Genomic DNA, 26,484 nt, shown 5'->3' with positions numbered 1-26,484 from the left:
TCGACCTGCCCCCTGGATCAGTGCGGTAGAGGGACGTCCGGCGCGAATAGTTCAGGGAAAATGCCCAGCGGTAGAGGCCTGCTCCGCAAGGAGGACGGCCGGCGCCCCTCGGCGCCGCCTCGCAGCCTCAGCGAAACTCCTTGTAGTTCAGGTTGTGCCGGGCCATGCGCAGGCCGAGGATGCGCCGGGTCAGGCCCAGGTGGGCGGCGGCCTCGGTCATGTTGCCCTTGTGCAGCCTGAGGGCCTCGACGATCAGCTCGTATTCCGCCTGGCCCAGGCGTACGTCGAGAATGCCGCCGGCGGCAGGACTCTCGGAAACCGCCGGGATCTGCAGGGAAGGCGGCAGGTGGTGGGCCTCGATGACGCCGCCCTCGCAGAGGATCACCGCCCGCTCGATGACGTTCTCCAGTTCGCGCACGTTGCCCGGCCAGTGGTAGCACATCAGCATGCTCAGGGCCGGCGCGGCGATGCGCTCCACCGCGATGCCCACTTCGCGGGAGAAGCGCGCGACGAAATGCTCCGCCAGGGTGGCGATGTCACTGCCGCGCTCGCGCAGCGGCGGCACGGTGATGGGGAAGACGTTGAGCCGGTAGTAGAGGTCCTCGCGGAAGCGGCCCTGCTCGACCATCGCCCGCAGGTCGCGGTTGGTGGCGGCGAGGATGCGCAGCTCGACCTGGTGGGTGAGGTTGCCGCCGACCCGCTCGAAGCTCTTCTCCTGGAGCACCCGCAGCAGCTTGGCCTGCATGGCCAGGGACAGCTCGCCCACCTCGTCGAGGAAGATGGTGCCGCCGTCCGCCGCCTCGAAACGCCCGCGCCGCTGGTTCGCCGCCCCGGTGAAGGCGCCGCGCTCGTGGCCGAACAGTTCGCTCTCGATCACGCTCTCCGGCAGCGCGGCGCAGTTGAACTTGACGAAGGGGCCCTCGGCATTGCTGCTGTTGTAGTGGATGGCGCTGGCCACCAGCTCCTTGCCCACGCCGTTCTCGCCGAGGATCAGCACCGTGGTCCGCGAGCGGGTGACCTTCTCGATCAGCGCGTAGACCTCCTGCAGCGGCCGCGAGCTGCCGATGATGTTGCTGGGCCTGAAGCGGCTCTGCAGGGCCGAGCGCAGGCGGCGGTTCTCGTCCTCCAGCGCGACCTTGCGCACGTGCTCCTGCAGGTGCAGCTCCACCGCCTGGGCGGTGGTGGCGGCGAGGATGGCGAGGATCTCCGCGTCCAGTTCGAGCATCTGCCGGTTGGCATAGTGGCGTTCGGCGACAATGGCGCCGAGCACCTTGCGGTCGCGGCGGATCGGCACGCAGAGGAAGGACTGGCTGCCCGCCTCGCCGGGCAGCACCACCGCCCGGCCGCTGTCCACCACCTGGGCGACGATGCCCTCGCCGCGGGCGAGGCTGCCCGAGGCCTCCTCCTCCTCGCTCAGGCCGCAGCCCTGCTGGATGAAGATCCGCCCCGACTCCGGCTCGCGCAGGTTGACCATGCCGCGCGTCACCTTCAGATGGCGCTGCATCAACTCCAGCAAAACGCGCAGGATGCCGGCCAGATCGCCGCCCTCGCTGGCGATGCGCCCCAGCTCGCCGAGCAGCGGCAGCAGATCGGTGCGGCACTCACCCATGTCCCATTCGCAGGGCCTGTCCTGCACCGGCAGCTCCTGACCGGAAAGCGCGTCCGCCGGCGCCAGGGAACGCCGGCTCATGGGCGCCTCCCGGCCGACGCGCACAGGCTCCGCCAGGACAACGGCCGCCCATGGCGGAGCCGCAGAGGTTGCTTGAGTCGTTTCACCACCGTCCGGGATTCGCCGGGCAGCAGTCCGTATCCGAGGGCTTTCATGGCTGGCAGAAGAGTGTCTCCGGGCATGGGTTGCGCCGCCGGGGCGGCATCCGGGAGAGATACAGCAAGCTTCGTTCCAGGCGCCAAGCCCCGCGAATCCTGCCCGCCTCCGGCACAAACGTACGCATGCGAACGAAAGGCCGGTCGACTGCGCACGCGCCGGTACATCCCGGCCCCGGCAACGCGCAGGCGACGCTGCCACCGGGCAGGCCCGGCCAGCGCGGCGAACGCCCGCCGGGCGCCGCACAGCGCCAGGCAGCGGGAAGGCCGGGCCGGCACTGGCGTCGATCTTGCGAGGGGCGATCCGTCCCCCTCCCCAAGGAGCCCCGCCATGTCCGAATCCATCCCGTCACAGCCCGCCAGCGCCCGCATCTACCGTTTCGAGCCCTATCACTTCAGCCACCACCTGCCGCCGGACACCCGCGCCAGGCTGAAGGAAATCTTCGCCCACTGGAACGAGGCGGAAAAAGCCGAGGCGCTGGTCCGCGACATCATCGACCAGGCCCCGGACACCCTGGGCGTGCGCATCGTCGCCTACCGCTTCTATTTCTACCGGCGGCGCTCGCTGGAGGCCGCGCACTGGGCGCTGGCCTGCATCGAGTGGCTGTCCCGGCGCCTCGGCCTGCCGGCGGACTGGCGCGAGGTCCGTCCGGACATGGCCGACTTCGTCCACTGGCACGCCTTCACCCGTCTCTGGCTGCAGTCCCTCACCGCCTACGCCTACAACCTCGCCCGCCTGGGCCGCGAGGCCGAATCCCTGGAGGCGCTGGACAAGGTGGAGGAGCTGGACCCCAGCGGCAAGCTGGGCGCGCCGCGCCTGCGCCAGGTGTTCAGCGGCCCGCGCGGCGACGCCGGCATGCTGTTTCCCAAGGCGTTCGAGAACTGGCGCTTCGTGCGGCAGCAGGGCGACACCTGACCTGCCCGCCGGCAGCCTTGCCAGCCCGTCGCCGGCGCGTTCAGAGCAAGAGGAAATCCTCCGCAGGGAGGATCGCCTCCCTCCTCGCTCTCAAACCTCGCACGCCCTGCCGTCCAGCGGCACGGGCATGGCGGGCAGCGGTTTGCCGAAGCGATAGATCGCCGCGCCGCACAACAGCAGCCCGCCCACTGCCAGCACGCCGCCCGCGGTGCCGACGTTCGCCAGCCCCATCTGGCTGCTCACCGCGCCGCCCAGCAGGGCGCCGCCGCCGATGCCGATGTTGTAGATGCCCGAATGCAGGGCCATCGCCACGTCGGTGGCGTCCGGGGCCAGGGCCATGACCCTGGACTGCTGGGCCATCCCGAAGCACATGATGGCGACGCCCCAGGCCAGGCTCAGCGTGCCGAGCATCCAGGCGTCCCCGGCCAGCGGCGCCAGCAGCAGCATGCACAGCGCCATGCCTGCAAGCGCCGCGACCAGCAGGCCGTTCGGGGTCCGGTTGTAGCAACAGCCGAACACCAGGGAGCCGATGATGCCGGCGCCGCCGAAGAGCAGCAGGAGGATGGTCGTCGCCTCGCCGGTCAGCTGCCCGACGGCCTCGGCAAACGGCTCGATATAGCTGTAGGCGGTGAAATGCGCGGTGATCGCCAGGGCGGTCAGCGCGTAGCAGGCCACCAGCGCCGGGCGCTTGAACAGCACCGGAAGGCTGCGCAGCGAACCCGAGTTCTGGCTGGGCAGCGATGGCAGCGTCCGGGCCAGACAGACCAGGACCAGCGTGGCGATCACGCCGATCGCCGCGAAGGTCGTGCGCCAGCCGAGCATCTCGCCCACCACGCGGCCCAGCGGAATGCCCAGCACCATGGCCAGGGAGGTACCGGTCGCCAGCAGGCCGAGGGCCTGCGTCTGCTTGCCCGGCGGCGCCACACGTATGACCAGGGAGGCGGTGATCGCCCAGAACACGGCGTGCGCCAGGGCGACGCCGATCCGGCTCAGCAACAGGACGGCGAAGCTGGAAGCCAGCGCCGACAGGACATGGCTGACGACGAACAGGACGAACACGAACATCAGCAGCTTGCGCCGATCGATGTTGCGCGTCAGCAGCATCATCGGCAGCGACGCGAGGGTGACCACCCAGGCGTAGATCGTCAGCATCAGGCCGACCTTGTCGGTAGACAGCTCGAAACTGCCACCGATGGCGCTCAGCAGGGCGACGGGAACGAACTCGGTCGTGTTGAAAATGAAGCCTGCCAGGGCCAGCGCAAGCACGCTCAGCCAACTGCCGGCTGGGGCATTCGGGGGGGTGTTCATTTGAGATGCGTACCTTCAAAAGGGAGGCGACAGAGGCCGTCCGCCGGGCATGGGAAGCACATGCCAAGCGCCTGTTCGCAAAATAGGGACACGCACCCACACCGGGACGCGGACGCGCCGGAGCCCGCCGCCCACGACTCGAAGCCAGGGCGCAGCAACATCGCGCAGCGAGAGGAATTGTTATGGGTATGGGAGGAGACAGCCAGACGGAGCCGATTCTAGGGGGTGCCTGCCTGCACTACAACGGGCTTGCCAAGCGCTTTCTGCGCGACCTGACAGCCGGCATCTCGATGGATTCGAAAGGGCCCGGCACGGCCCATCGCCTGGCTGCCCGAAACCGGCTTCGGGCAGCTGCCAGCCCGCCTCTGCCGGTGGTTGGCGCCGGGCAGGCGGGGCTTCAGAAACGGACACGCAGGCACCCTTGCCGCTCGGCCAAGGGCGCCTGCCCCGGCGGATCAGGAACCGTCGGCCCCGGTGCCGGGCGCGAAACCGGAGCCGTTCACGCCCCAGACGCCGGCCAGGTTCTGCATCAGCGGACCGGCGACGCCCTGGTTGCCGAGGAACTGCAGCAGGATGGGCGCGAACTGGCCGGCCAGGCTGGCGTCCATGCCCAGGGCCGAGAAGGCCTGGTCGACGTCCTGCATGCTCTGCACGTTGCCCAGCAGCTCGCCGGTTTCCTCCAGTTGCTCGGACTGTTCGGCGCTCGGCTCGGCGGACTTGCCGAGCAGGCCGCCCAGGCCGCCGCCGAGACCGCCGAGGCCACCGCCCAGCGCGCCCAGGCCGCCGAGGGCGCCGAGCTGGTCCAGCGCATTGTTGCCGGTGAGGCGTTCGATGCCGGGGACCGACTCGGCCAGCTGCGCGTAGTCGCTGCCCTTGAGCTGGCTCTGCGCCAGTCCCAGCAGGGCGCCGGTGCCGCCCAGCATCTGCAGCGGGGTGATCGGCAGCGCGCTCAGGGCCTGGACCAGGCCGAGCACCTGCGAGGTCCTGTCGTTACCGGCGGGCTCGTCGGCCTGTCCGCCCTTGAGGGCGGAGACCGCCTGGGCGGCGGCGTTCAGGTCGAAGGCGAAGGCCGGGACGCTCGCCAGCCCCAGCAGGGCGACCAGGGCAATGGAGGGGGACGCTTTCATCGGGGAAACCTCTCGACTCGGGGTGCAGGCGCCGCCCGCCCGGCGCACGGACCGGACAGGGGGCGGGAAGGGGGCGATTCGCGGGCCGGGCATGCAGGGCGGCCCGGTCAGCCGTACGCACGACGGCCGGCAGGCCTGGCGACGGCAGTTCTGTGACGACCCACTCGGACACGACCTCCGGGATGGGATAGGGATCGATGGGCGGCCCTATGGTCGGTCATCGTCCTCCCGCCGGCAATAGCTCCCCGTCGAACCGGCGCAGCGGCCGATTCAGCTTGGTTTAAGCGAGCCTGCCTAGAGTGAAGCCATCGAAAGCCGACGACTCCCAGGAGAGCCGAGATGAAAACCCTCACCGCCCTGTTCGCCACCGCCCTGCTCGCCGCCACCGCCACCCTGGCCCAGGCCGACGACCTCGGTCCGGACAAGGCCATGCAGTTGCTCAAGGCCGGCACCATCCAGCCGTTCGAGACGCTCAATGCCGCGGCGCAGGCCAAGCACCCGGGCTCGACCATCCACGAAACCGAACTGGAAGAGGAATACGGCCGCTACATCTACCAGGTCGAACTGCGCGACGCCCAGGGCGTGAAGTGGGACGTGCACCTGGATGCCGCCAACGGCCAGGTGCTCAAGGACCATCAGGACGACTGAGCGGCCGGACGAGCGCCCGAAGCCCACCCCTTTCAAGGTCTTGCACTTTCCCATTGGGGGATAGCCCGGGAAGTGAGCTCGATAGCGCTTCGGTAGGAGCGAATTTATTCGCGATGCTTCTGGTTTTGCCAAGGATCGCAGATAAATCTGCTCCTACAGCCCTGCTGGCAAGCAGCCGATCGGCGTTCAGCCGAAGACCTGTCCGCGCCTGCCGGACACACGACCGGCCCACGCCCTGGAGCGGCGCGCCGCGACCTCTCCGCCCCCTCGTCTACCCGCAGCCCCGCCCGGCCAGTGCGCCGACGATCCCCGCCCGGTGTCGGCCAGCCGACAGACAACCCCGGACCGCCTCGCTACCGTTCCCGAAACTACCTTGTCTGCGGGAAGCCCGCCGACACGACGGGAGGCCGCTTTCGAACGTCTTCGCTGCCGCGAAGGCCTGACCTGCGCGCCTCCCGGAACTGGAGAGAGGCGTATGTCCAGAACCATCTTCACCGTGACCGAGCGTTGCGTCGCCTGCAAGTCGTGCGAAATCGCCTGCGCGGTCGAACATTCCCAGTCGAAAGCCCTGGCCGGCGCCATCCTGGAGACGCCGCCCCCGCAGCGGCGGATCAGCGTGGAAGGCGTCGGCGCCTACAGCTATCCGTCGCGCTGCCAGCACTGCAGCGACGCCGCCTGCATCACCGCCTGCCCGACCGGCGCGATGCAGCGCGACGGCGGCACCGACAAGGTGTTTTCCGACCACGACAAGTGCATCGGCTGCTGGATGTGCGTGGTCGTCTGCCCGTTCGGCGGGGTGACCGCCGATCCGGTCGGCAAGAAGGCCGTGAAGTGCGACGGCTGCCCCGAGCGCACCGCCAGGGGCGAGGCGCCGGCCTGCGTGGCGGCCTGCCCGACCGACACCCTGCTCTACCTGACCCCCGAGGAGTTCGCCGCCCAGCGCCGCCAGGCCACGGCGCGCGCGGCCGTCTGCGGCGGCGAGAGCGCAACCCCCAACGGCATGGACATCCTGCGATCCTTGAAGAGAACCCATTGACATGGACAACACCATTCTTCCCGTCATCGAGACTGCCCTGCTCAAGGTCGCCCACGACAAAGGCTTTGCCACCGCCCGCGACCGCCTGGAGGTGATGAGCCCGCAGTGCGGCTTCGGCGAGCTGGGCACCTGCTGCCGCATCTGCTACATGGGCCCGTGCCGCATCGACCCGTTCGGCAACGGCCCGAAGACCGGCGTGTGCGGCCTGAGCCCTGACGCCATGGTCGCCCGCAACCTGCTGCGCGACACCGTGGGCGGCACCGCCTCCCATGTCGGCCACGCCCGCCATGTGCTGCTGACCCTGCGCGACGCCCTGAACGGCAAGGCGCCCTACCAGGTCAAGGGTGTGTCCAAGGCGCTGGCCCTGGCCAGGACCTTCGGCGTGCCGACCGAAGGCCGCGACGTCAACGACATCTGCCGCGATCTGGTGAACATCGCCCTGGAAGACTTCGGCCGCCAGGACGAGCTGCCCAACAACTGGCTCAGCAAGCGCGCGCCGGCCGCGGAGCAGGCGCTGTGGAGCAATCTGGGGCTGATGTACTCCAACCCGCACAACGAGATCGAGACGGCGATGCACGCCACCTCGATGGGCAACGACGCCGATCCGGTCTCGCTGATGCTGCGGGTGCTGAAGATGAGCCTGATCGACGGCTGGACCGGCCTGACCCTGTGCGTCGACCTGCAGGACATCCTCTTCGGCGTGCCGGAGATCGCGGTGACCGAGGCCGCCGTCGGCGTGCTGGAGGAGAACAGCGTCAACCTCGCCGCCCACGGCCACAACCCGGTGCTCTCGGAAAAGATCCTCGAATGGGCCGAGAAGCTGGAGGGCGAGGCTCTCGCCGCCGGCGCCGAGCGGATCAACGTGGTCGGCGTGTGCTGCACCGGCAACGAGCTGAGCATGCGCCACGGCGTCAAGCTGGCCGCGCACAACTCGCAGACCGAGCTGATCCTCGCCACCGGCGCGGTCGACGCCATGGTGGTGGACATCCAGTGCATCTGGCCGCAGCTGGCGCAGGTGGCCAAGTGCTTCGACACCGCCTTCATCACCACCGACGCCATGGTGCGCATCCCCGACGCCCGGCACATCCCGTTCGAGCCGCACCACGCCGACGAGAGCGCCCGGCAGATCGTCCAGGCGGCCATCGACGCCTTCCGCCGCCGGCGCGGCAAGCCGGTGGACATTCCCCAGCACAAGAGCACGGCGGTGGCCGGCCTGTCGGTGGAAGCGATCATTGACCTGCTCTCCAAACTGGATGCCGAGGACCCGCTCAAGCCGGTGCTCGACAACGTCGCCAACGGCAACATCTTCGGCTTCGTCGGGGTGGTCGGCTGTTCGAGCATCAAGTTCCGCGACAACGCCATGACCGAGGAGATGGTCAAGCACCTGCTGCGCCAGAACGTGCTGGTGCTGACCACCGGCTGCACCGCGCACATCTGCGCCCAGGACGGCCTGATGACCAGCGAGGCGACCTACCGCTACTGCGGCGACGGCCTCAAGGCGGTGCTCGAGGTGCTGGGCAAGGCCGCCGGCCTCGACGGCCCGCTGCCGCCGGTCTGGCACATGGGCGCCTGCGTCGACAACTCGCGCATCGTCGACCTGATGGTGGCGCTGGCCGAACGCCTCGGCGTCAAGGTCGGCCAGCTGCCTGCGGTGGGTTCGGCGCCGGAGCTGGTGCAGGAGAAGGCCGTGTCCATCGGCGGCTCCTTCCTGGCGCTCGGGGTTTCCTGCCACATCGCCCCGGCGCCGCGCATCCTCGGCGGCCCGATGGTCACCAAGCTGCTCACCGAGGACCTGCAGGAGCTGACCGGCGCCGTGGTGCGGGTGGAGCTGGAGCCCAAGGGCGCCGCCGACTGGATGGTCGCGCACATCGCCGAAAAACGCGCGGCGCTGGGAATCTGACAGGAGGCGGCATGCAGATCGTCATCATCGGCAACGGACCGGCGGCGATCGCCGCCGCCGAAACCCTCCGCCAGCAGGACCGGGCCTGCGGGATCGTCATGCTCTCCCGGGAGAACGTGCCCTTCTACTCGCCCTGCCCGCTGGCCGAATACGTGGAGGGCAGCGTGCCGAAGGAACGGCTCTTCCTGCGCGACCCGGACTTCTACGCCCGCAACGCCATCGACATCCGCTACGGCCGCCCGGTGACGCGGATCGACCCGCAGGCCCGCCAGGTCTGGGCCGGGGCGAGGCCGTCGCCTACGACCGGCTGCTGATCGCCTCCGGCTCCCGGGCCTTCGTCCCGCCGGTGCCCGGCCTCGCCGGCACCCGCGGGGTGTTCGAGCTGAAGACCCTGGACGATGCCGAGGGCATCCTCGAGCGCCTCGAGGTCGCCCGGCGCGCGGTGGTCATCGGCTCCGGCTTCATCGGCCTGGAGGCGGTGCAGGCGCTGGTCCGCCACGGGCTGGCGGTGACCCTGCTGGAAGCCCAGCGCCATGTGCTGCCGGCCATGCTGGACAGCGAAATGGCCGCCCTCGTCGAGCGGCGGCTGGTCGAGCACGGCGTGCAGGTGCGCACCGGCTCCGGCGCCGAGCGCATCCTCGAAGGCGACGACGGCGTGCGCGGCGTGCTGGCCGGCGGCGTCGAAACCCCCTGCGAGCTGGTGATCTGCGCCGCCGGGGTGCGCGCCGACCTGTCGATCCTCGACGGCAGCGGCATCGCCGGCAACCGGGGCATCCTGGTCGACGCGCGGATGCGCACCAGCGTCGAAGGCGTGTTCGCCGCCGGCGACGTCATCGAGCGCCCGGACGCGCCGGAAAAGCATCAGGTGGTGCCCAACTGGCCGAATGCGGTCTCCACCGGACGGATCGCGGCCTGGAACATGCTGGGAATCGACCGGCGCCATCCGGGACTGGAAGCGGTCAACGTGGTACGCGTCTTCGACCTGCCCGTCGCCTCGTTCGGCGTGCAGGCGGGCGATAGCTGCCTGCGCTGGCAGGACGGTGCGGGCGCGCTGCGCAAGGTCCTGCTCAAGGACGGCCGGGTGGCCGGCGGCCAGCTGATCGGCGAGATCAACGGCACCGGCGTGCTGCACGAGATGATGAAGAAGGGCGTCGCCGTCGAGCGCTTCGGGACGAACCTGGCGCATCCCGGCTTCGGTTACATCCACACCCTGGAACCTCTGAGGGCTATCAAATGGGCCTGAAAATCGCCATCAGCGGCAAGGGCGGGGTCGGCAAGACGACCCTGACCGGCCTGCTCGCTCACCACTACGCCAAACAGGGCCGCCGGGTCCTGGCCATCGACGCCGACCCCTCGCCCTGCCTGGGACCGGCGCTGGGCTTCTCCGAATCGGCGCTGCTCGACCTGCTGCCGATCTCCGAAATGGCCGAGCTGATCGCCGAGCGCACCGGCAGCGATCCGCGCGCCGGCAGCGGCGGGATGTTCAAGCTCAACCCGCGGGTCTCCGACATTCCCGAGCGCTTCTCGGCGAGCCTCGGCAACATCCGCCTGCTGCTGCTCGGCGCCGTGCAGCAGGGCGGCTCGGGCTGCATCTGCCCGGCCAGCACCCTGCTCAAGCAGCTGGTGCGGCACGTGCTGCTGGAGCGCGACGAGGTGGTCCTGCTCGACCTGTACGCCGGCGTCGAGCACCTCGGCCGCGGCACCGCCGAGGCCGTCGACGTGATGCTGGCGGTGGCCGAGCCGACCAACCGCAGTATGCGCACCGTCCGCCAGGTGCAGGTACTGGCCCGCGACATCGGCATCGACAAGCTGCTCTTAGTCGGCAACAAGGCGACCGGCGCCGAGGACCGGGCGTTCTTCGAGGGCGCCGCCGTGAACATGCCGCTGGCCGGCTGTCTGGAGATGACCCCGGCGGCGATGGCCGCCGACCGCTCCGGCGCGCCGCTCTACGAACTGTCGCCCGAGCTGGCCCGGGAGGCCGCCTCGATTGCCGAAGCCATCGAGCGCCTGGCCCGGTCCGGCGAACCTGCCTAGGAGCGAACGAGCATGTGCGAGAACTGCAATTGCGGCACCGCGTCCAGCGGCCATGTCCATGCTGCGCCGGGACAGGCCTTCGAGCACGAGCATGAGCACATTCATGCCGACGGCACGGTGCACAGCCATGTCCACTTCCACCTGGCGCCCCATGCACCGGGAGCCGTCCACCACCACTCCCACTCCAACCTGCCGGGGTCGAAACGCCCCGCCGACGGGCAGCATTGAGCTGCGCGCCGGGAAACCCGCCTCAGGAATCCCCGACATGAAAATACGCCACTACCTGCCCCTGCTCGCCCTGCCCCTGCTGCCCGGTGCCGCCTTCGCCCATCCCGGGCATGGCGGCAACGGCCTGATCGCCGGCCTGCTGCACCCCTTCGGCGGCGCCGACCACCTGCTGGCGATGCTGGCCATCGGCATCTGGGCCGCGCTGCAGCCGCGCGCCCTGAAATTCGCCATGCCGGGGACCTTCCTCGCCGTCCTGCTCGGCGGCTTCCTGCTCGGCGCCAACGGCATCGGCCTGCCGCAGGTGGAAACCGGCATCGCCCTCTCGGTGCTGCTGCTCGGCCTGCTGATCGCCTGCGCCGCGCGCCTGCCGGCCGCCGTCTCGCTGGCCCTGGCCGGCGTCTTCGCCCTGTTCCACGGCCACGCCCACGGCGCCGAGGCCAGCGGCAGCCTGACCGCCTTCGCCGTCGGCTTCCTCGCCGCCAGCCTGGCCCTGCACCTGGGCGGCGGCCTGCTCGCTGCGGCCGTGCAGCGCCGCCTGCCCCTGCTGACCCGCGGCGCCGGCGCGCTCATCGCCGCCAGCGGCGCGCTGATGCTGGTCTGAACCCCGCCTTCCGAGGCGGCAGCGGCCGCCTCGCCTTTCCTCGCGAAAAGGCCCCGCCATCCTGCAGACGACGCACAGGCCAGTCGGTGCGAAACCGGATGGCCTGCCCCTGAAAAAAGCACGCCGCCAAGAGACGAAAAAGCCGGGCAAGCCCGGCTGGAACGGAAGGAAAGCGCAAGACACCGGGGCCACAGCCCCTGGGATGACGCCCGCCTCCGGCCGGAGACGGGCGGACGCGAGACCTACAGCGGCCGCTCCTTGGCCTCGCGCTCCTGCTGGACGAACTCGCTGCTCGGATCGACGGGCTTCTTCGGCTTGATCAGGCTGAAGTCGATCAGGTTCTTCGGCTGCTCCGGATCGCCGATCAGCAGCGGGCGCTTCCTGAACGCGGCGTTCACCAGGCTCTTGCTCGGGTCGAACTCGTCGAAGCGCAGGCCGGCCAGGTCCGCCCAGGTGTGGATGAAGTGCGAGCTGCTGTAGGGACGGTGCAGGCTGGCGCTGAAGTCCCGCGCCTGCTGCGCCTGCCACTTCGGCGAGTTCCAGAGGATGAAGGGCACGGTGTACATCGGGCTGGTCGGCGCGCCCTCGTTGCGGCCCAGCACCTGCGGATCGGGCGCGTCGAACACCGCCTCGCCGTGGTCGGCCAGGTAGAGCAGGAAGCCGTTGGGGTCGGTGGCGCGGAAGCGCTCGATCATCGAGGACACCACGTGGTCGTTGTACAGCACGGCGTTGTCGTAGCTGTTGTAGGTCGGCAGCTGCTCGTCGGTGACGCTGTCCGGCACGCCGCTGCGGTCGGTGAAGCGCTCGAACTCCTCCGGGTAGCGGTACTGGTAGCGCATGTGGGTGCCCAGCAGGTGCACCACCACGAACTTGCGCGGCGCGTCGTCGGCGAGCACCTCGGCGAACGGCTCGAGCACGCTGCCGTCGTACTGGCGGGCATTCTGGTCGCGGTTGTTGTTCAGGTAGAACTGCTCGTCCGCCTGCTTGGAGAAGGTGGTGAGCATGGTGTTGCGCTTGGTGATGGTCTGCTGGTTGGTGATCCAGTAGGTCTTGTAGCCGGCCTGCTTCATCACGCTGACCAGCGACGGCGTGGTCAGGTACAGGTCCGGGTTCTCCTGGTCGGCGAAGGTCAGCACCTGCTGCAGCGCCTCGATGGTGTAGGGGCGCGGGGTGACCACGCCGTCGAACACCTGCAGCTCGCCGCGCAGCCTGTCGAGGTTGGGCGTGGTCTGCCGCGGATAGCCGTAGAGGCTCAGGCGCTGGCGGTTGGTCGACTCGCCGATCACCAGCACCAGGGTCGAGGGCTGCCCGGCATGGGCGTCGACCAGGTTGTTCAGCGGCGGGATCTGCTCGCGGCTGGCCAGCAGGCTCTCCATGTTCGCCAGCTGCCGGAGGTACTGGCGGTAGCCGATCACCAGCTGCCAGGGCGAGGCCGCCTCGATGCGCTTCTCGAAGTCCTCGAGGGCGGCCAGGGGCTCCTCGTGCTTGAAGAACTGGCGCACGCCCTGATAGCCGACCGAGGCGGTGAACAGCAGCAGGCTGGCGGCCAGCGCCGCGCGGCGCGGCAGGTACACTGGACGCACCTTGCGCCACAGCAGCCAGCCGCCCAGGCCGTAGGCGACCAGGGCGAGCACGATCCACCAGGCGAAGTAGTGGCCCAGGTACTCGCTCGCCTCGTTCATGTTCGACTCGAACATGATGAAGATGACGCTCTGCGAGAACTCCTGGCCGTACACCAGAAAATAGGCGAAGCCGCTCAGGGAACACAGCCAGAGCACGGCGCCGATCACCCCCGCAAGCAGCCGGGTGCGGCCGGGGAACAGCAGCAGCGGTGCCAGCCACAGGGCGCTGGCCAGCAGGGCCTGGCGGGAGCCGGTGGAGCCGGTGGTGCCCGAGGCCCAGAGCAGGGCCTGGGTCACGCCGGAGAAATACCAGAAGAACAGGAACATCCAGCCCAGCCCGGCCCAGTCGACAGCACTACGCTCGGCGAATGTGGATTTCGTCGTTGCCATGAGTTCCTCGATTGCTGCACGCGGATGCCGGACTTGCTCCGGCTTGGCACGGACTATGCCGCACGCGCAGTGAAAACTTCGTCAAGAATGGGCCTGGCAAATGCCGTGACCGCCCCGACAAAAGTGGGAGAAGGCCTGTCGCCAGGCGGACAAAGACGGCTGGTTCAGGGCGCGGCAGCGTCCCCTGCCGGCCGTCGGAAGCCGGCGACTTCGGCGAGCATGCGCTCGGCGACCTCGTCCACGGCGGCGGCGACCTCGGCGCTCAGCGGCGCCCCGGCAGCGAAATGGCAGCCCTCCACGGCATACACGACGATCCGCGGCGCTGCCAGCCCGAGGGCGCGAGCCAGCCCCAGCGCCTCGGCCAGGCCGAAGCCGTGACTGGACGCCAGCACCGGCTCCGGCACCAGCCCGTCCGCGGCCAGATCGAAGCGGCGGATGCGCCCCGGCTCACCCTGCGGCGCCGAGGCATCCACGCAGAGCAGGACATCGACGCCGGCCCACTCCTCGAGCAGTCCCAGCACATCGCCGGCGCACAGCCGCAGCGCGACACCGGCGGGCAGCCGGCCCTGCAGCCGGGCGGCGACCGCCGGGCCGAGGCCGTCGTCGCCGCGATCCGGGTTGCCGAGGGCGAGCACCATCACCTGCCCATTCATGTACGGTGCAGCGCCAGCCGGAGGAAGTGGGTCGAGCAGGAGATGCAGGGGTCGTAGTTGCGGATGGCGAGCTCGCAGCGCTGGCGGATGAACGCCTCGGGCTGGTCGAGGATCGGCGTGGCGACCGCCTCCAGGTCCGCCTCGATGCTCGGCTGGTTCTGCGAGGTGGGCGGGACGATGCGCGCGTCCGCGATCGAGCCGTCGGCAGCCACCTCGTAGCGGTGCCAGAGGGTGCCGCGCGGCGCCTCGGTGCAGCCGAAGCCGGTCGCGGCCCTTGGCTCCACCGGCACGGCGGCGACGGCCGGCGGCTGGTAGGCGGCGATGATGGCGAGCGCCTCCTCGCAGGCGTAGAGGACTTCCAGGGCGCGCACCACGATGCTCTGGAAGGGATTGCGGCACACCGGGCCGAGGCCGACCTCGCGGGCCAGAGCCTGTATCGCCTCGGGCAGCCGGTCGAAGTTCAGCGCGTAGCGTGCCAGCGGCCCGACCAGGTAGGCGCCGCGCCGCTTGAGCAGCGAATGCAGCGCCGTCGAATGCGGCACCTGGCGCTCCTCGAACTCGCCCTCGTAGTCGGCGATGTCGATGTCCAGGCCGCGGCTGGAGACCAGCCGGCCCTCGTTGAGCGGATATTCGTGCGGATGGCGCAGGGCGACGAACTCGTAGTCCCGCTCGATCTGCGGGAAGGCGAAGCCCGCCACCCAGCGCACCAGCTCGACGGCGCTCTCGCGGGCGCGGCCCAGCTCCTCGGCCAGCGGCATCAGCTCGGCCCGGGCCGGCACCCGGTAGAAACCGCCGACGCGGACGTTGACCGGGTGGATCTCGCGCCCGCCGAGCAGACGGATTATCGAATTGCCGGCCTTCTTCAGCCCCAGGGCGCTGCGCACCCGCTCGCCGTGCTCGGCCGCCATGCGGATCGCGTCGGGATAGCCGACAAAGTCCGGGGCGTGCAGCATGACCACATGCAGCGCATGGCTCCCGATCCATTCGCCGCAGTAGAGCAGCCGGCGCAGCGCCCGCAGTTGCCCCTCGACGCGCACGCCGAAGGCGTTCTCCAGGGCGTGCACCGCGCTCATCTGGTAGGCCACCGGGCAGATGCCGCAGATCCGCGCGACGATGTCCGGGGTTTCGGCGAAACCGCGGCCGCGCAGGAAGGCCTCGAAGAAGCGCGGCGGCTCGAAGATGCCGAGCCGCGCCGCGCTGACCCGGTCGCCCTCGATGTGCAGGTCGAGCGAACCCTCGCCCTCGACGCGGGCCATGTAGTCGACGGTGATCCGTCTGGTCGCCCTGTCAGTCGTCATGGGCCTCGCCCTCCTCGCGGAACGCCGGCGCCCAGGCGTTGAAGGTGTGGAAGGCGCGGCGGATGTCCCGCGGCGCGACGCCCATGGCACTCCACTGGCGCGCCAGCATGGCGGTGTCCGGGGTCTCCATCGGCCCGTAGCAGCCGTAGCAGCCGCGCCGGCAGCCCGGACAGAGCGCGCCGCAGCCGGCCTGGGTCACCGGCCCCAGGCAGGGCGTGCCCTGCACCATCACGCAGAGGTTGCCGCGCCGCTTGCACTCGATGCACACGCTGTAGGTGGGGATCGCCGGCTTGCGCCCGGCGAGGAAGGCCGAGATCACCTCGAGCAGTTGCACCTTGTTGATCGGGCAGCCGCGCAGCTCGAAGTCCACCGGCACGTGGGCGGCGATCGGCGTCGAGGTGGCCAGGGTCTCGATGTACTGCGGCGAGGCGTAGACGACGGAAAGGTACTCGTTGACGTCGGCGAAGTTGCGCAGCGCCTGGATGCCCCCGGCGGTGGCACAGGCGCCGATGGTGACGAGGAACTTCGACTGGCGGCGCACCTCGCGGATGCGCTCGGCGTCGTGGGCCGTGGTGATCGAGCCCTCCACCAGGGAGAGGTCGTAGGGGCCGCCCTCCATGGCGCTGGAGGCCTCGGCGAAATAGGCGATCTGCACCGCCTCGGCGAGCGACAGCAGCTCGTCCTCGCAGTCGAGCAACGACAGCTGGCAGCCGTCGCAGGAGGCGAATTTCCAGACCGCCAGGCGCGGGCGTTGAGAGGCATCCATCTCAGATCTCCGGCACGGCGAGGATGGTGCCGATGCGGTCGTAGCGCAGCACCGGCCCGTCCTTGCAGACGAAGAACGGCCCGAACTGGCAGTGCCCGCACTGGCCGACGGCGCATTTCATGTTGCGCTCCATGGACAGGTGGATGCGCTCGGGCCGAATGCCGGCGGCGAGCAGGGCGTTGGCGGTGAAGCGCATCATCACCTCTGGCCCGCAGACCAGCGCCAGCGTCTCCGCGGGGTCCAGCCCGGCATGCGGGATCAGCGCCGGCACCACGCCGACATGGCCGCGCCAGTCGGCGTCGGCATGGTCGACGGTGAGCAGCACCTCGAGGTCGGGACGCCGGCGCCAGTGCTCCAGCTCGCGGCGGTAGAGGATATCCTCGGGGCTGCGGCTGCCGACCATGATCACCACCCGGCCGTAACGCTCGCGCCGGGCGAGGATCGCGTAGAGCGCCGGGCGCAGCGGCGCGAGGCCCAGCCCGCCGGCGACCAGCAGCACATCCGCGCCCTCGGCCTCGGCCAGCGGCCAGCCGCAGCCGAAGGGACCGCGCACGCCGACGCTCGCGCCGACCTGCAGAGCGGTCAGCGCGCCACTGACCGCGCCGACGTTGCGCAGCGTGTGCACGAAGGTCGTGCCGCGCTCGGCATCGCCGCTCAGGCTGATGGCCACCTCGCCGACGCCGAACACGTAGAGCATGTTGAACTGGCCGGGCGCGAAGTCCGGCCGCGCACCGGCCAGCGGGGCGAGCTCCAGGGTCACGGCGCCGATCAGCTCGCGGCGGCGCCGCTCGACCCGCCAGGGCTGCGGCAGGAAAGGATCGGGGGCGGTCATCTCAGCGCTTTCCATAGACATCGAGCAGCTGCAGGCGGGTAGCCTGCAGCCGGTCCACCAGGATCGGCAGGAAACGCTTCATCATCGCGTAGCCCAGGTGGTGGTCCGTCTCGCACTTGCCGCGCAGGCAGGCGGCGTCGATGCCGATCGCCCGGGTCAGCTCCGTGGCGCGGGCGGCAAGGCGCCAGCGGTACGGCGGCAGCAGCCAGGAAGCGCCGACGATCTCGCCCTCGCCGAGGGTGGCGAAGACCACCGGCGGCCGCCCCGGCTCGACCAGCTCCAGGGCCACCCGGCCGTGGCGGATCAGGAAGAACTCGTCGGCCGGATCGCCCTCGCGGAACAGGTACTGCCCGGCGGCGAAGCGCACGTTGCGCGCGCAGCCGGCGACCAGCCGGCCGTGCTCGGCCTCGAAGCCGGCGAAGAAGGGATGCCGGCCGAGAATCTCCTCAAGACTCTCCATGGGAGCCTCCCTGGACGTGCGGCGTGGCGCGGATGGCCGCCGCCTCTTCGGTGATGTCGATGCCCACCGGGCACCAGGTGATGCAGCGCCCGCAGCCGACGCAGCCGGAGCTGCCGAACTGGTCGAACCAGGTGGACAGCTTGTGGGTCATCCACTGGCGGTAGCGGCCCTTGTCGGTCTGCCGCACGCTGCCGCCGTGGATATAGGAAAAATCCAGGGTGAAGCAGGAATCCCACAGGCGCACCCGCTCGGCGGAGCCGCCCGCCAGGTCGCTGTGATCCTCCACCGTGGTGCAGAAACAGGTCGGGCAGACCATGGTGCAGTTGGCGCAGCTCAGGCAGCGCTCGGCGACCTCGTCCCAGCGCGGATGCTCCGGATTGTCCTGCAGCAGCGCCTGCAGGCCGGCGGTGTCCAGCTGGCGGCCCATGCGCCCGGCGGTGCGCGCGACGACCGCCGCGGCGGCCGCCCGGTCGGCATCCAGCGCCGCTCGCTGCGGCAGGCTGGCCAGTACCTCGTCGCCCGCCGCGCTGCCGACCTCGACCAGGAACTCGTGGCGGCGCTCGTCGAGCAGCTCGGTCAGCGCCAGGTCGAAGGCGCCCGCGGCCTTCGGCCCGCTGCCCATGGACACGCAGAAGCAGGTGTCGCCGGCCTCGGAGCAGTTCAGCGCGACGATGAAGACGTCACGCCGGCGGCGCTCGTAGCCTGTATCCCGGTAGTCGCCCGCACAGAGCACCCGGTCCTGGATGGCGATGGCCTTGAGATCGCAGGCACGCACGCCGAGAAAGGCGTAGCGCGGCGTCGCCTCGGCAGCGGTGCTGAAGAGCAGCCCGCCCTCTCCCTGCCGCACCCGCCAGAGGGTCTCGACCGGCGGATGCAGGAAGCGCTTCCAGGATTGCGGCGCGGCGGCGAAGCCGAACAGCGTCTGGTCGTCGCGCCGCTCCAGACGGTAGTGCCCGGGCCCCTGGCGGTCGGTCCAGCCGGCCGGCAGGTCGGCCACCCCGGCGATCTCGTCGTAGACGATCGCCTCGTCGCGCACGAGCGGCCCGAGCACCTGGAAGCCGCGGGCGGCGAGGGCCTCGATCAGGGCCTGCAGGCCGTCGCGGTCGAGGACCGCGGCGGTCGTTGTGGTCGGCAGAGCGTCCATCTCCCTCGCCTCCTCGCCATGTCGGGGATCGAACCTGCCGGCGGGCTCAGCGGGCCCCCTGGCCGGGCTTGAGCCCGCCGCAGTCGCTGCCCACCCAGCGGGCATGGGATTCCATGTGGGTGACGCCGCTCTTGCCGGCGGTGACGATGTTCACCACGGTGGTGAATTCGCGGTCGCTGGCGAAGCGGGTCTCGCCCTCGCCCTGGGAGTCCGGGCAGTGGAAGCGGAACTTCCAGAGCTGGTCGCTGCGCTCGGTCACTTCCTGGTTGCAGCCGGGGCGGTCGTCCTGGAACGGCAGCGCCTGGGACTTGACCTGCTCCTCGCTCAGGCAGGCGCGCACGCCCTTGTCGCCCATCTCGACGCCCTGCCGGGTGAGCATGTCCTCCATCGCCTGGCGCCGCTCGGGCGGCAGCTTCTGCATCTGCGCGCGGACTTCCTGCATGTCGGGCAGCGGCATGCCGCCCGCCACCACGCCCTTGGACTCGAATTCCCAGAGCCCGGGGAGGATGTCCAGGGCCTGCGCCGGCAGCACGAAGGCCGCCAGGCAGGCGGTGATACACAAGGATAGCGGGGATTTCATGGGGAACTCCTGTTCGAGGGGGGGCGGACGGCCCGCCAGCTAAAGTGCGTGCCGCTCGGCCTCGGCCAGGGGCATGACGGTGACGCTCACCTCCGGGTCGTGGCTGCCGCCGCCGAGGATCACCCCGCGCAGCGGCGAGACGTCGGCGAAGTCGCGCCCCCAGGCCAGGGTGATGTGCTCGAGGGCCGGGCGCATGTTGTTGGTCGGATCGAAGTCGACCCAGCCCTGGCGCGGGCAGTAGACCGAGATCCAGGCGTGGGAGGCGTCGGCGCCGATCAGCCGGGGCTGGCCGGGCGGCGGCTGGGTCAGCAGGTAGCCGCTGACGTAGCGCGCCGCCAGGCCCCTGGAGCGCAGGCAGGCGAGCATCAGGTGGGCGAAGTCCTGGCAGACCCCGCGGCGCTCCTCGAGCACCTGCTCCAGCGGCGTGGCCACCTGGGTGGCGGCGGCATCGAAGGTGAACTCGCGGAAGATCTTCTCCATCAGCGCCTGCACCGCCAGCAGCAGCGGCCGTCCGGCGACGAAGCAGTCGTCGGCGTAGGCGGCGAAGCTCTGCTCGAGGAGCACGTAGGGCGAGTCGAAGCGAAAGCGCGCCGCCTCCAGCTGCTCGGCGTCCAGCGGCCGGCCGCTGTAGGCCAGGCCCAGGCAGACCTCTTCCCAGGCCGGCGAGTCGGCCAGATCGAAGGCCGGGCGCGGCAGCACCTCCACCTGCAGCCGGGCGCGCACCTCCAGCTCATGGTGGGGGCACTCGAAGGCCAGCCGGGTCAGCGGGTTGCCGAAGGCATCGAGGTCGTCGATTCGCCAGGTCGGCGGCGGGCCGACGTGCAGCTCGCGGCTGCGGCAGCGCTGCCAGGGGCAGTCGCGCGGCCACAGGTGGGCCAGCTGCTTGGCCAGGGACACCGGCGCCGAATAGCGGTAGCAGGTGGCGTGGACGATGCGGTAATGGGCAGAGGTCATCGCGACTGGGTCCGTTGGCTGGCGTCGACGTGAACGAAGAAGCGCAGGCCGAGGTGGTCGGAAAGCCGTCCCGTCTCCGCGGCGACCTCGCAGAGCAGGTCGGCCAGTTCGTTCGGCGCGGCAGGGTTGTCGGGATAGGCGAAGGGATTGTATTCCAGGCGCCCGAGGTCGAAGGCGGCCAGGCGGTCGTGCATGGCCTGCAGGTCCGGCCCCGGCGCCATCTCGAAGCTCTCGCCGAGGCGGCGCAGCGAGCTGCGCAGCACGTGCAGCTGGTAGAGCACCGCATGGGGATTCTGCTCGTCGAGCAGGAGCAGGTCGAGCACCGGGATCAGCTGCGCCGTGGCCAGGTAGCGGGTGCGGTAGGTGATGCTGCTGTTGCCCAGCTCGAGCAGCCAGGCCAGTGCCGACTGGTCGTGCACGGCGCGGCCGCGCAGGAAGCCGGCGATGCTCTCGGCGAGGAACTGCAGGCGCTCGATGCGGCAGCCGATCAGCAGGAACAGCCAGCCGTGGTCGCGGGTCATGTCGTCGAGCACGAAGCCGGAGAGGGCCGCCATGGACACCAGCTGGCTGTCGAGGAAGTCCAGCAGCTCGCCGAGGTCGGCCTCCTCGTTCTCCAGGCAGTGCGCCGCGCGCTGCAGCTCCAGCAGGGCCTGCCAGTTCTGCTGGGACAGCTTGCCGCGCACGCTGGCCGCGGCCATGTGCAGGTACTGCAGGTTGTTGCGCAGGCTGGACGGCCAGTCCTTGCCCAGCACGGCGCGGCGCAGCCGGCCTTCCAGGTCGCAGTCGCAGGACGGCGCCGGCAGCAGGCCGAGGCCCTCGGCCACCGCCAGCGCGGCCTGCTGGGCCTGCGGGTCGTTGCCGTTGTCGACGTAGCCGGCCAGCATGATGCGCAGCAGGCGCGCGCCCTCCTCGCAGCGCTCGCTGTAGCGGCCGAACCAGTAGAGGTTCTCGACCACCCGCGACGGCAGGTAGGGGTCGCTGCGCACGATGTCGGCCACGCCCAGCGGCCGCACCCACTGCCAGGGCTCGCTGGCCGCGTGGCGCCCGCCAAGCACCCAGGTGTCCTTGCTCGCCCCGCCACGCTGCATCGACAGCATCTCGGCGTTGGCATGGCCGGCGACCCGGGTCAGGCCACCGGGCATCACCCGGTAGCCGTCGGCGCTGGCCACGGCGAACACCCGCATGCCGATCGGCCGCGCCTCCAGCTTGCCGCGCTCGCCCTCCCACATCGGCGCCCGCGACAGCTGCGGACGCTCCAGGCCGACATAGGCGTAGGGGCGCTGGCGCAGGCGCTCGGCCAGGGCCGCGCGCTGCCTGGCATCCAGGTCGGGGCCGAACAGCGGGTCGAAGTGGCGCGCCGGATAGGCCGAGCGGATCATCAGCTGCGGCAGCTTCTTCAGCACCTCCTGCAGCACCGGCGGTTCGCCGCACCACCAGCTGGCGATCGACGGCAGCAGCAGCTCCTCGCCGAACAGCTTGCGGCTGATCGCCGGCAAAAAGCCCGGCAGCCCCGGCGACTCCAGCACGCCGCTGCCGAGGGCGTTGGCCACCAGCACGCGGCCCTCGCGGACCGCATCGAGCAGGCCGGGCACGCCGAGGGCGGAGTCGGTACGCAGCTCCAGCGGATCGCAGTAGTCGTCGTCGAGGCGGCGCAGCAGGGCATGGACCCGCTTCAGGCCGCCCAGGGTCTTCAGGTAGACGGTGGCGTCGCGCACCGTCAGGTCGCTGCCCTCGACCAGCGGATAACCCAGCTGGCGGGCCAGGTAGAGATGCTCGAAGTAGGTTTCGTTGAAGCGCCCGGGGGTCAGCAGCACCACCAGCGGCGTCTCGCCGTCGCTCGGCGCCTCGCGCGCCAGGGTCTCGCGCAGGGTGTGGAAGTAGCCGGCCACGTACTGCACGCGCAGGTCGCGGTACAGGTCGGGGAAGGCGCGCGAGACGAACTGGCGGTTCTCCAGCGCGTAGCCGGCGCCGGAGGGCGCCTGGGTGCGGTCGGCGGTGACCCACCAGCGGCCGTCCGGCGCCCGCGCTAGGTCCACCGCGTAGACGTGCAGCCAGGTGCCGCCCGGCGGCTCGATGCCCCGGCAGGGCCAGAGGAAGTTGCTGTGGCCGAACACCAGGTCGGTGGGCAGCAGCCCCTCGGCGAGCAGCCGCTGCGGGCCATAGATATCGGCCAGCACCGCGTTCAGCAGGGTCGCGCGCTGCGCCACGCCCTCGGCGAGCTGCTGCCACTCCTCTGCGGGAATGATGTTGGGCAGCAGGTCCAGCTCCCAGGGGCGGTCGGCGCCGTCGGGATCGGCATAGACGTTGTAGGTCACCCCGTTTTCCTGGATCTGCCGGGTCAGCAGGGCCTGGCGCTGGCGCAGCTGTGCCGGCGTGAAACGCCGCAGGAAATCGAACATCGGCCGCCAGTGCGGGCGGACCTTGCCGCTGGCGTCGAAGAGTTCATGGTAGGTCGCGGCGTCGCGCGGATGGTCGGCAAACAGATCGGACATGGGTGACTCGAAATCAGGGAGATTGCGCCTTGCGCTCCCCTCCCCGGGGGCAGCCCGGGGAGGAGATCCGTGCGGATCAGTCCCTCCGGGCCGCTCCGCCGGGGCGAAAGGACACTCAGCGGCGGCGCAGGTCCAGGGTCATCGGCATCTCCCTGTTTTCGACCGGCGCGACAGGCACCAGTTTGCCCGGTGTGTGGCCGATACGGAAGAAGCGCGACAGACGGCGGCTTTCCGCCTCGTAGGCGTTGACCGGCAGGGTCTCGTAGCTGAGCCCGCCCGGATGGCTGACATGGTACTGGCAACCGCCCAGGGAACGCTGCATCCAGGTGTCCACCAGGTCGAACACCAGCGGCGCATGCACGCCGATGGTCGGGTGCAGGCTGGAGGCCGGCTGCCAGGCGCGATAGCGCACGCCGCCGACGAACTCGCCGACCGTGCCGGTCGGGCGCAGCGGCACCGGCTGGCCGTTGCAGGTCAGCACGTAGCGGTCCTGGGGCATGCCGCTGACGCTCACCTGCAGACGCTCCAGGGAGGAGTCGACGTAGCGCGCGGTGCCGCCGGTGGCGCCCTCCTCGCCCATCACGTGCCAGGGCTCCAGCGCCTGGCGCACTTCCAGCGCCATGCCCTGCACGGCGAAGTCGCCGAGTTTCGGGAAGCGGAACTCGAAGTGCGGGGCGAACCACTCCGGACGCAGCGGATAGCCGTACCGGTCCATCTCGTAGAGCACGTCGTGGAAGTCCTGGGCGACGAAGTGCGGCAGCAGGAAGCGGTCGTGCAGCTCGGTGCCCCAGCGCACCAGGCGCTGCGGCTGGTACGGCTCGTCCCAGAAGCGCGCGATCAGCGAGCGCAGCAGCACTTGCTGGGCCAGGCTCATCTGGGCGTGCGGCGGCATCTCGAAGCCGCGGAACTCGAGCAGGCCGAGGCGCCCGCTGGCGCTGTCCGGCGAGTACAGCTTGTCGATGCAGAACTCGGCGCGGTGGGTGTTGCCGCTGACGTCCACCAAGAGGTTGCGCAGCAGGCGGTCGACCAGCCACGGCGGGCAGGCGGCGCCCGGCTCGGGCATCTGCTGGAAGGCGATCTCCAGCTCGTAGAGCGCGTCGTTGCGCGCCTCGTCCACCCTCGGCGCCTGCGAGGTCGGGCCGATGAACAGCCCGGAGAACAGGTAGGACAGCGACGGGTGGTTGTGCCAGTAGCTGATCAGGCTGCGCAGGAGGTCGGGGCGGCGCAGGAACGGCGAGTCGGCCGGGGTCGCGCCGCCGAGGACGAAGTGGTTGCCGCCGCCGGTGCCGACGTGGCGGCCGTCGATCATGAACTTCTCGCTGGACAGCCGCGTCTGGCGGGCCGCCTCGTAGAGGAACTCGGTGCGTTCGACCAGCTCGTCCCAGTTCTCCGCCGGATGGATGTTCACCTCGATCACGCCCGGGTCCGGGGTGACGCGGAAATGCCGCATGCGCGGATCGGCCGGCGGCTCGTAGCCTTCCAGCAGCACCGGGCAGCCCAGTTCGCGGGCGGTCGTCTCGATCGCCGCGACCAGCTCCAGGTAGTCCTCCAGCCGCTCCAGCGGCGGCATGAAGAGGTACAGGCGGCCGTCGCGCGGCTCGACGCAGAGCGCGGTGCGCACGATGCCGCGGGCCGACTCGAAGGGTGCCGGCGCCACCTGGCGCGCGCCCTCGGCCGGGCCGACCTCGCCGCGTCCGGCAGCGCCGAGAGCCGCGCCGGCACGCGCCACGCCCGGCTGGCCGGCCGGCACGCTGCGCAGCTGCTGGAGGATGCGCTGGCGGCTCGGCAGCGGCGGGAACGGCTGGTTGGGGTCCGGCGCGTGCACGTAGGGCTGGTCCATGTCGCGGGCCCAGGGCAGCGAGTCCAGCGGCAGGCGCCAGCCCAGCGGCGAGTCGCCGGGGATCAGCCGGCAGTATTCGTCGCGCAGGAACCAGGAGCCGGTCAGCCACTGGCTGCCGTCGAGGCTGCGCATCAGCGGCAGGACGTGCCCGACCGCATGGTTCAGCCCCTGCTCGAAGACCCGGCGCAGGCGCTCGCGCTCCAGCGGATCGGCCAGCCGCGCGTCTTCCGGGGTGACGTTCTCCGGCAGCTGGCGCTCGCGCCACAGGTAGTACATCCAGTCCTCGTAGGCCGGGAAGAAGTGCTCGCCGGTCACCCCGAGGAAGCCGCAGAGGGTGTCGAGGAAGCGCGCGCTCAGCTGCGCGTCGGCCCCGTAGTGGCGGCTCTCGTCGGCATACAGCGCCGGGTCCTGCCAGACCGGCTCGCCGTCCTTGCGCCAGAAGCAGTTGAGCGACCAGCGCGGCAGCTGCTCGCCCGGATACCACTTGCCCTGGCCGAAATGCGCCAGGCCCTGCGGCGCGTAGTGGTGGCGCAGGCGGTGGAACAGCTCGGCGGCCAGACGGCGCTTGTTCGGCCCCATGGCCTCGGTGTTCCACTCGGGATCGTCCGGGTAGTCGAGAGCCACGAAGGTCGGCTCGCCGCCCATGGTCAGGCGCACGTCGCCGCGCGACAGGTCGGCATCGACCTGGCGGCCGAGCGCGAGGATCGCCCGCCACTGCTCCTCGCTGTAGGGCTTGGTGACCCGCGGCGCTTCCCAGATGCGCTCGACGCGCATCTCGTGGGAGAACTCGCACTCGCACTCGTCGACCAGGCCGCTGATCGGCGCCGCCGAGGACGGCTCGGGGCTGCACGCCAGCGGGATGTGGCCCTCGCCAGCGAACAGCCCGGAGGTCGGGTCGAGGCCGATCCAGCCGGCGCCCGGCAGGTACACCTCGCACCAGGCGTGCAGGTCGGTGAAGTCCACCTCGGTGCCGCTGGGGCCGTCGAGCGACTTCACGTCGGGCTTGAGCTGGATCAGGTAGCCGGAGACGAAGCGCGCCGCCAGGCCCGTGTGGCGCAGCAGCTGCACCAGCAGCCAGGCCGAGTCGCGGCAGGAGCCGGAGGCCTTCTCGAGGGTCTCCTCGGGCGTCTGCACCCCCGGCTCCATGCGGATCAGGTAGCGCACGTCGCGCGCCACGCGCTGGTTCAGGGCGACCAGGAAGTCCACGCTGCGGGTCGGCGTCAGGTCGATGCCGGCCAGGTAGCGGGCGAACAGCGGCGTTGCCGGCAGCTTCACCCGATAGGGCGCCAGCTCGCGCTGCTCGCCCTCGGTGTAGTCGAAGGGAATGGTCTCGGCGTAGGGCTCGAGGAAGAAGTCGAAGGGGTTGAACACCGCCATCTCGGCGACCAGATCGACCTCGACCTTCAGCTCGCGGGTCTTTTCCGGAAACACCAGACGCGCCAGGTAGTTGCCCTGCGGGTCCTGCTGCCAGTTGATGAAATGCTCGCCCGGCGCCACCTTCAGCGCATACGAGAGGACGCGGGTGCGGCTATGGGGCGCCGGCCGCAGACGGACGATCTGCGGCCCCACGGTGACCAGCCGGTCGTAGCGATAGTGGGTGACGTGGTGCAAAGCGACATGAATCGACAAGGCGGGCCTCCTGCGTGGCCAGAGCGATGACAGATGGAAAAGATGTTAGCAACTCTCATACCTACATCTTTGTGTCAGCGCATGGGGACTTTGCGCCCCGTTTTGGGTCTGCGAATGACAAAAAGGTACCTCACGTGAGCCAAAAAAGTGCATGACTCCGCGTCCTACTCTTTTGCCGAGGAAACCGGCCGGATTCTAGCAG

The 26,484-nt window shown here is 70.4% G+C and carries 23 protein-coding genes; 9 read left to right on the top strand and 14 right to left on the bottom strand.

The genetic code is table 11. The features are described from left to right. Positions 1-127: 127 nt before the first annotated feature. Positions 128-1,690 carry a sigma-54-dependent Fis family transcriptional regulator gene (locus tag ACG10_RS02360; RefSeq protein WP_227028795.1) on the bottom strand — a complete coding sequence of 521 codons (1,563 nt, stop codon included), beginning with the start codon at positions 1,688-1,690 and terminating at the stop codon, positions 128-130. 465 nt (positions 1,691-2,155) lie between these two features. On the opposite strand from ACG10_RS02360, the gene ACG10_RS02355 reads away from it, so the two are divergent. Then, positions 2,156-2,740 (top strand): hypothetical protein, encoded by a 585-nt coding sequence (locus ACG10_RS02355; protein WP_089166983.1) that lies wholly within the window; start codon positions 2,156-2,158, stop codon positions 2,738-2,740. 90 nt (positions 2,741-2,830) lie between these two features. Here the strand turns inward: ACG10_RS02355 and ACG10_RS02350 are convergent, their stop codons facing one another. Together ACG10_RS02350 and ACG10_RS02345 are read right to left on the bottom strand one after the other, a co-directional pair. Next, positions 2,831-4,048, bottom strand: a complete 1,218-nt coding sequence (locus ACG10_RS02350) for a sugar transporter (RefSeq protein WP_089166982.1) — start codon at positions 4,046-4,048, stop codon at positions 2,831-2,833. Positions 4,049-4,503: 455 nt separating this feature from the next. After that, entirely contained in the window at positions 4,504-5,175 is a 672-nt protein-coding gene (locus ACG10_RS02345) for a DUF2780 domain-containing protein (RefSeq protein ID WP_089166981.1), read from the bottom strand. Between the two features lie 339 nt (positions 5,176-5,514). Here ACG10_RS02345 and ACG10_RS02340 point away from each other — a divergent pair, with 339 nt between their 5' ends. The 8 genes from ACG10_RS02340 (at position 5,515) to ACG10_RS02310 (ending at position 11,622) form a co-directional block, all read left to right on the top strand. Continuing rightward, a complete protein-coding gene (locus tag ACG10_RS02340) occupies positions 5,515-5,823 on the top strand; it encodes a PepSY domain-containing protein (RefSeq protein WP_089166980.1) in 309 nt (102 codons plus the stop codon). A 475-nt stretch (positions 5,824-6,298) separates the two neighbouring features. After that, positions 6,299-6,859, top strand: coding sequence for a 4Fe-4S dicluster domain-containing protein (locus tag ACG10_RS02335; RefSeq protein WP_089166979.1), 561 nt, complete (start codon positions 6,299-6,301; stop codon positions 6,857-6,859). A 1-nt stretch (position 6,860) separates the two neighbouring features. Then, positions 6,861-8,759: an anaerobic carbon-monoxide dehydrogenase catalytic subunit gene (gene cooS / locus ACG10_RS02330; protein WP_089166978.1), complete on the top strand. Its 1,899-nt coding sequence runs from the start codon at positions 6,861-6,863 to the stop codon at positions 8,757-8,759. Positions 8,760-8,770: 11 nt separating this feature from the next. Beyond that, entirely contained in the window at positions 8,771-9,073 is a 303-nt protein-coding gene (locus ACG10_RS24710; protein WP_269768804.1) for an FAD-dependent oxidoreductase, read from the top strand. Next, positions 9,034-10,002, top strand: coding sequence for an NAD(P)/FAD-dependent oxidoreductase (locus ACG10_RS02325; RefSeq protein WP_332460698.1), 969 nt, complete (start codon positions 9,034-9,036; stop codon positions 10,000-10,002). The genes ACG10_RS24710 and ACG10_RS02325 overlap by 40 nt, the downstream gene beginning before the upstream one ends. After that, a complete protein-coding gene (locus ACG10_RS02320) occupies positions 9,993-10,793 on the top strand; it encodes an ATP-binding protein (RefSeq protein WP_089166977.1) in 801 nt (266 codons plus the stop codon). The genes ACG10_RS02325 and ACG10_RS02320 overlap by 10 nt, the downstream gene beginning before the upstream one ends. Positions 10,794-10,805: 12 nt before the next feature. Beyond that, on the top strand, positions 10,806-11,021 hold the full coding sequence (locus ACG10_RS02315; protein ID WP_089166976.1) for a carbon monoxide dehydrogenase: 216 nt from the start codon (positions 10,806-10,808) through the stop codon (positions 11,019-11,021). A 37-nt stretch (positions 11,022-11,058) separates the two neighbouring features. Further along, positions 11,059-11,622, top strand: coding sequence for a HupE/UreJ family protein (locus ACG10_RS02310; RefSeq protein WP_089166975.1), 564 nt, complete (start codon positions 11,059-11,061; stop codon positions 11,620-11,622). Positions 11,623-11,864: 242 nt separating this feature from the next. On the opposite strand, the gene cptA is transcribed toward ACG10_RS02310, so the two are convergent. The 11 genes from cptA to ACG10_RS02255 form a co-directional block, all read right to left on the bottom strand. Then, entirely contained in the window at positions 11,865-13,634 is a 1,770-nt protein-coding gene (gene cptA / locus ACG10_RS02305; protein WP_089166974.1) for a phosphoethanolamine transferase CptA, read from the bottom strand. Positions 13,635-13,798: 164 nt separating this feature from the next. After that, entirely contained in the window at positions 13,799-14,272 is a 474-nt protein-coding gene (locus ACG10_RS02300) for a hydrogenase maturation protease (RefSeq protein ID WP_232487246.1), read from the bottom strand. A gap of 11 nt (positions 14,273-14,283) precedes the next feature. Further along, positions 14,284-15,585, bottom strand: a complete 1,302-nt coding sequence (locus ACG10_RS02295; protein ID WP_157731359.1) for a Ni/Fe hydrogenase subunit alpha — start codon at positions 15,583-15,585, stop codon at positions 14,284-14,286. Next, positions 15,575-16,351, bottom strand: coding sequence for an NADH-quinone oxidoreductase subunit B family protein (locus tag ACG10_RS02290; RefSeq protein WP_089166972.1), 777 nt, complete (start codon positions 16,349-16,351; stop codon positions 15,575-15,577). Before ACG10_RS02290 ends, ACG10_RS02295 begins: the two co-directional genes overlap by 11 nt. Before the next feature lies 1 nt (position 16,352). Beyond that, positions 16,353-17,183: an FAD/NAD(P)-binding protein gene (locus ACG10_RS02285; protein WP_089166971.1), complete on the bottom strand. Its 831-nt coding sequence runs from the start codon at positions 17,181-17,183 to the stop codon at positions 16,353-16,355. Position 17,184: 1 nt separating this feature from the next. After that, on the bottom strand, positions 17,185-17,643 hold the full coding sequence (locus ACG10_RS02280) for a cyclic nucleotide-binding domain-containing protein (RefSeq protein ID WP_089166970.1): 459 nt from the start codon (positions 17,641-17,643) through the stop codon (positions 17,185-17,187). Beyond that, on the bottom strand, positions 17,630-18,787 hold the full coding sequence (locus tag ACG10_RS02275; RefSeq protein ID WP_089166969.1) for a 4Fe-4S dicluster domain-containing protein: 1,158 nt from the start codon (positions 18,785-18,787) through the stop codon (positions 17,630-17,632). The genes ACG10_RS02280 and ACG10_RS02275 overlap by 14 nt, the downstream gene beginning before the upstream one ends. A 46-nt stretch (positions 18,788-18,833) precedes the next feature. Then, positions 18,834-19,367: a DUF3617 domain-containing protein gene (locus ACG10_RS02270; protein ID WP_089166968.1), complete on the bottom strand. Its 534-nt coding sequence runs from the start codon at positions 19,365-19,367 to the stop codon at positions 18,834-18,836. Between the two features lie 39 nt (positions 19,368-19,406). Beyond that, positions 19,407-20,321 (bottom strand): transglutaminase family protein, encoded by a 915-nt coding sequence (locus tag ACG10_RS02265; RefSeq protein WP_089166967.1) that lies wholly within the window; start codon positions 20,319-20,321, stop codon positions 19,407-19,409. Then, positions 20,318-22,813: a circularly permuted type 2 ATP-grasp protein gene (locus tag ACG10_RS02260; RefSeq protein ID WP_089166966.1), complete on the bottom strand. Its 2,496-nt coding sequence runs from the start codon at positions 22,811-22,813 to the stop codon at positions 20,318-20,320. The genes ACG10_RS02265 and ACG10_RS02260 overlap by 4 nt, the downstream gene beginning before the upstream one ends. Before the next feature lie 115 nt (positions 22,814-22,928). After that, positions 22,929-26,282 (bottom strand): transglutaminase family protein, encoded by a 3,354-nt coding sequence (locus ACG10_RS02255; RefSeq protein ID WP_089166965.1) that lies wholly within the window; start codon positions 26,280-26,282, stop codon positions 22,929-22,931. Between the last annotated feature and the right edge of the window lie 202 nt (positions 26,283-26,484).

The organism is Azotobacter chroococcum, assembly GCF_002220155.1.
GTDB classification, from domain to species: Bacteria; Pseudomonadota; Gammaproteobacteria; order Pseudomonadales; family Pseudomonadaceae; genus Azotobacter; species Azotobacter chroococcum.
This window is presented reverse-complemented; position numbering and strand designations above follow the sequence as displayed.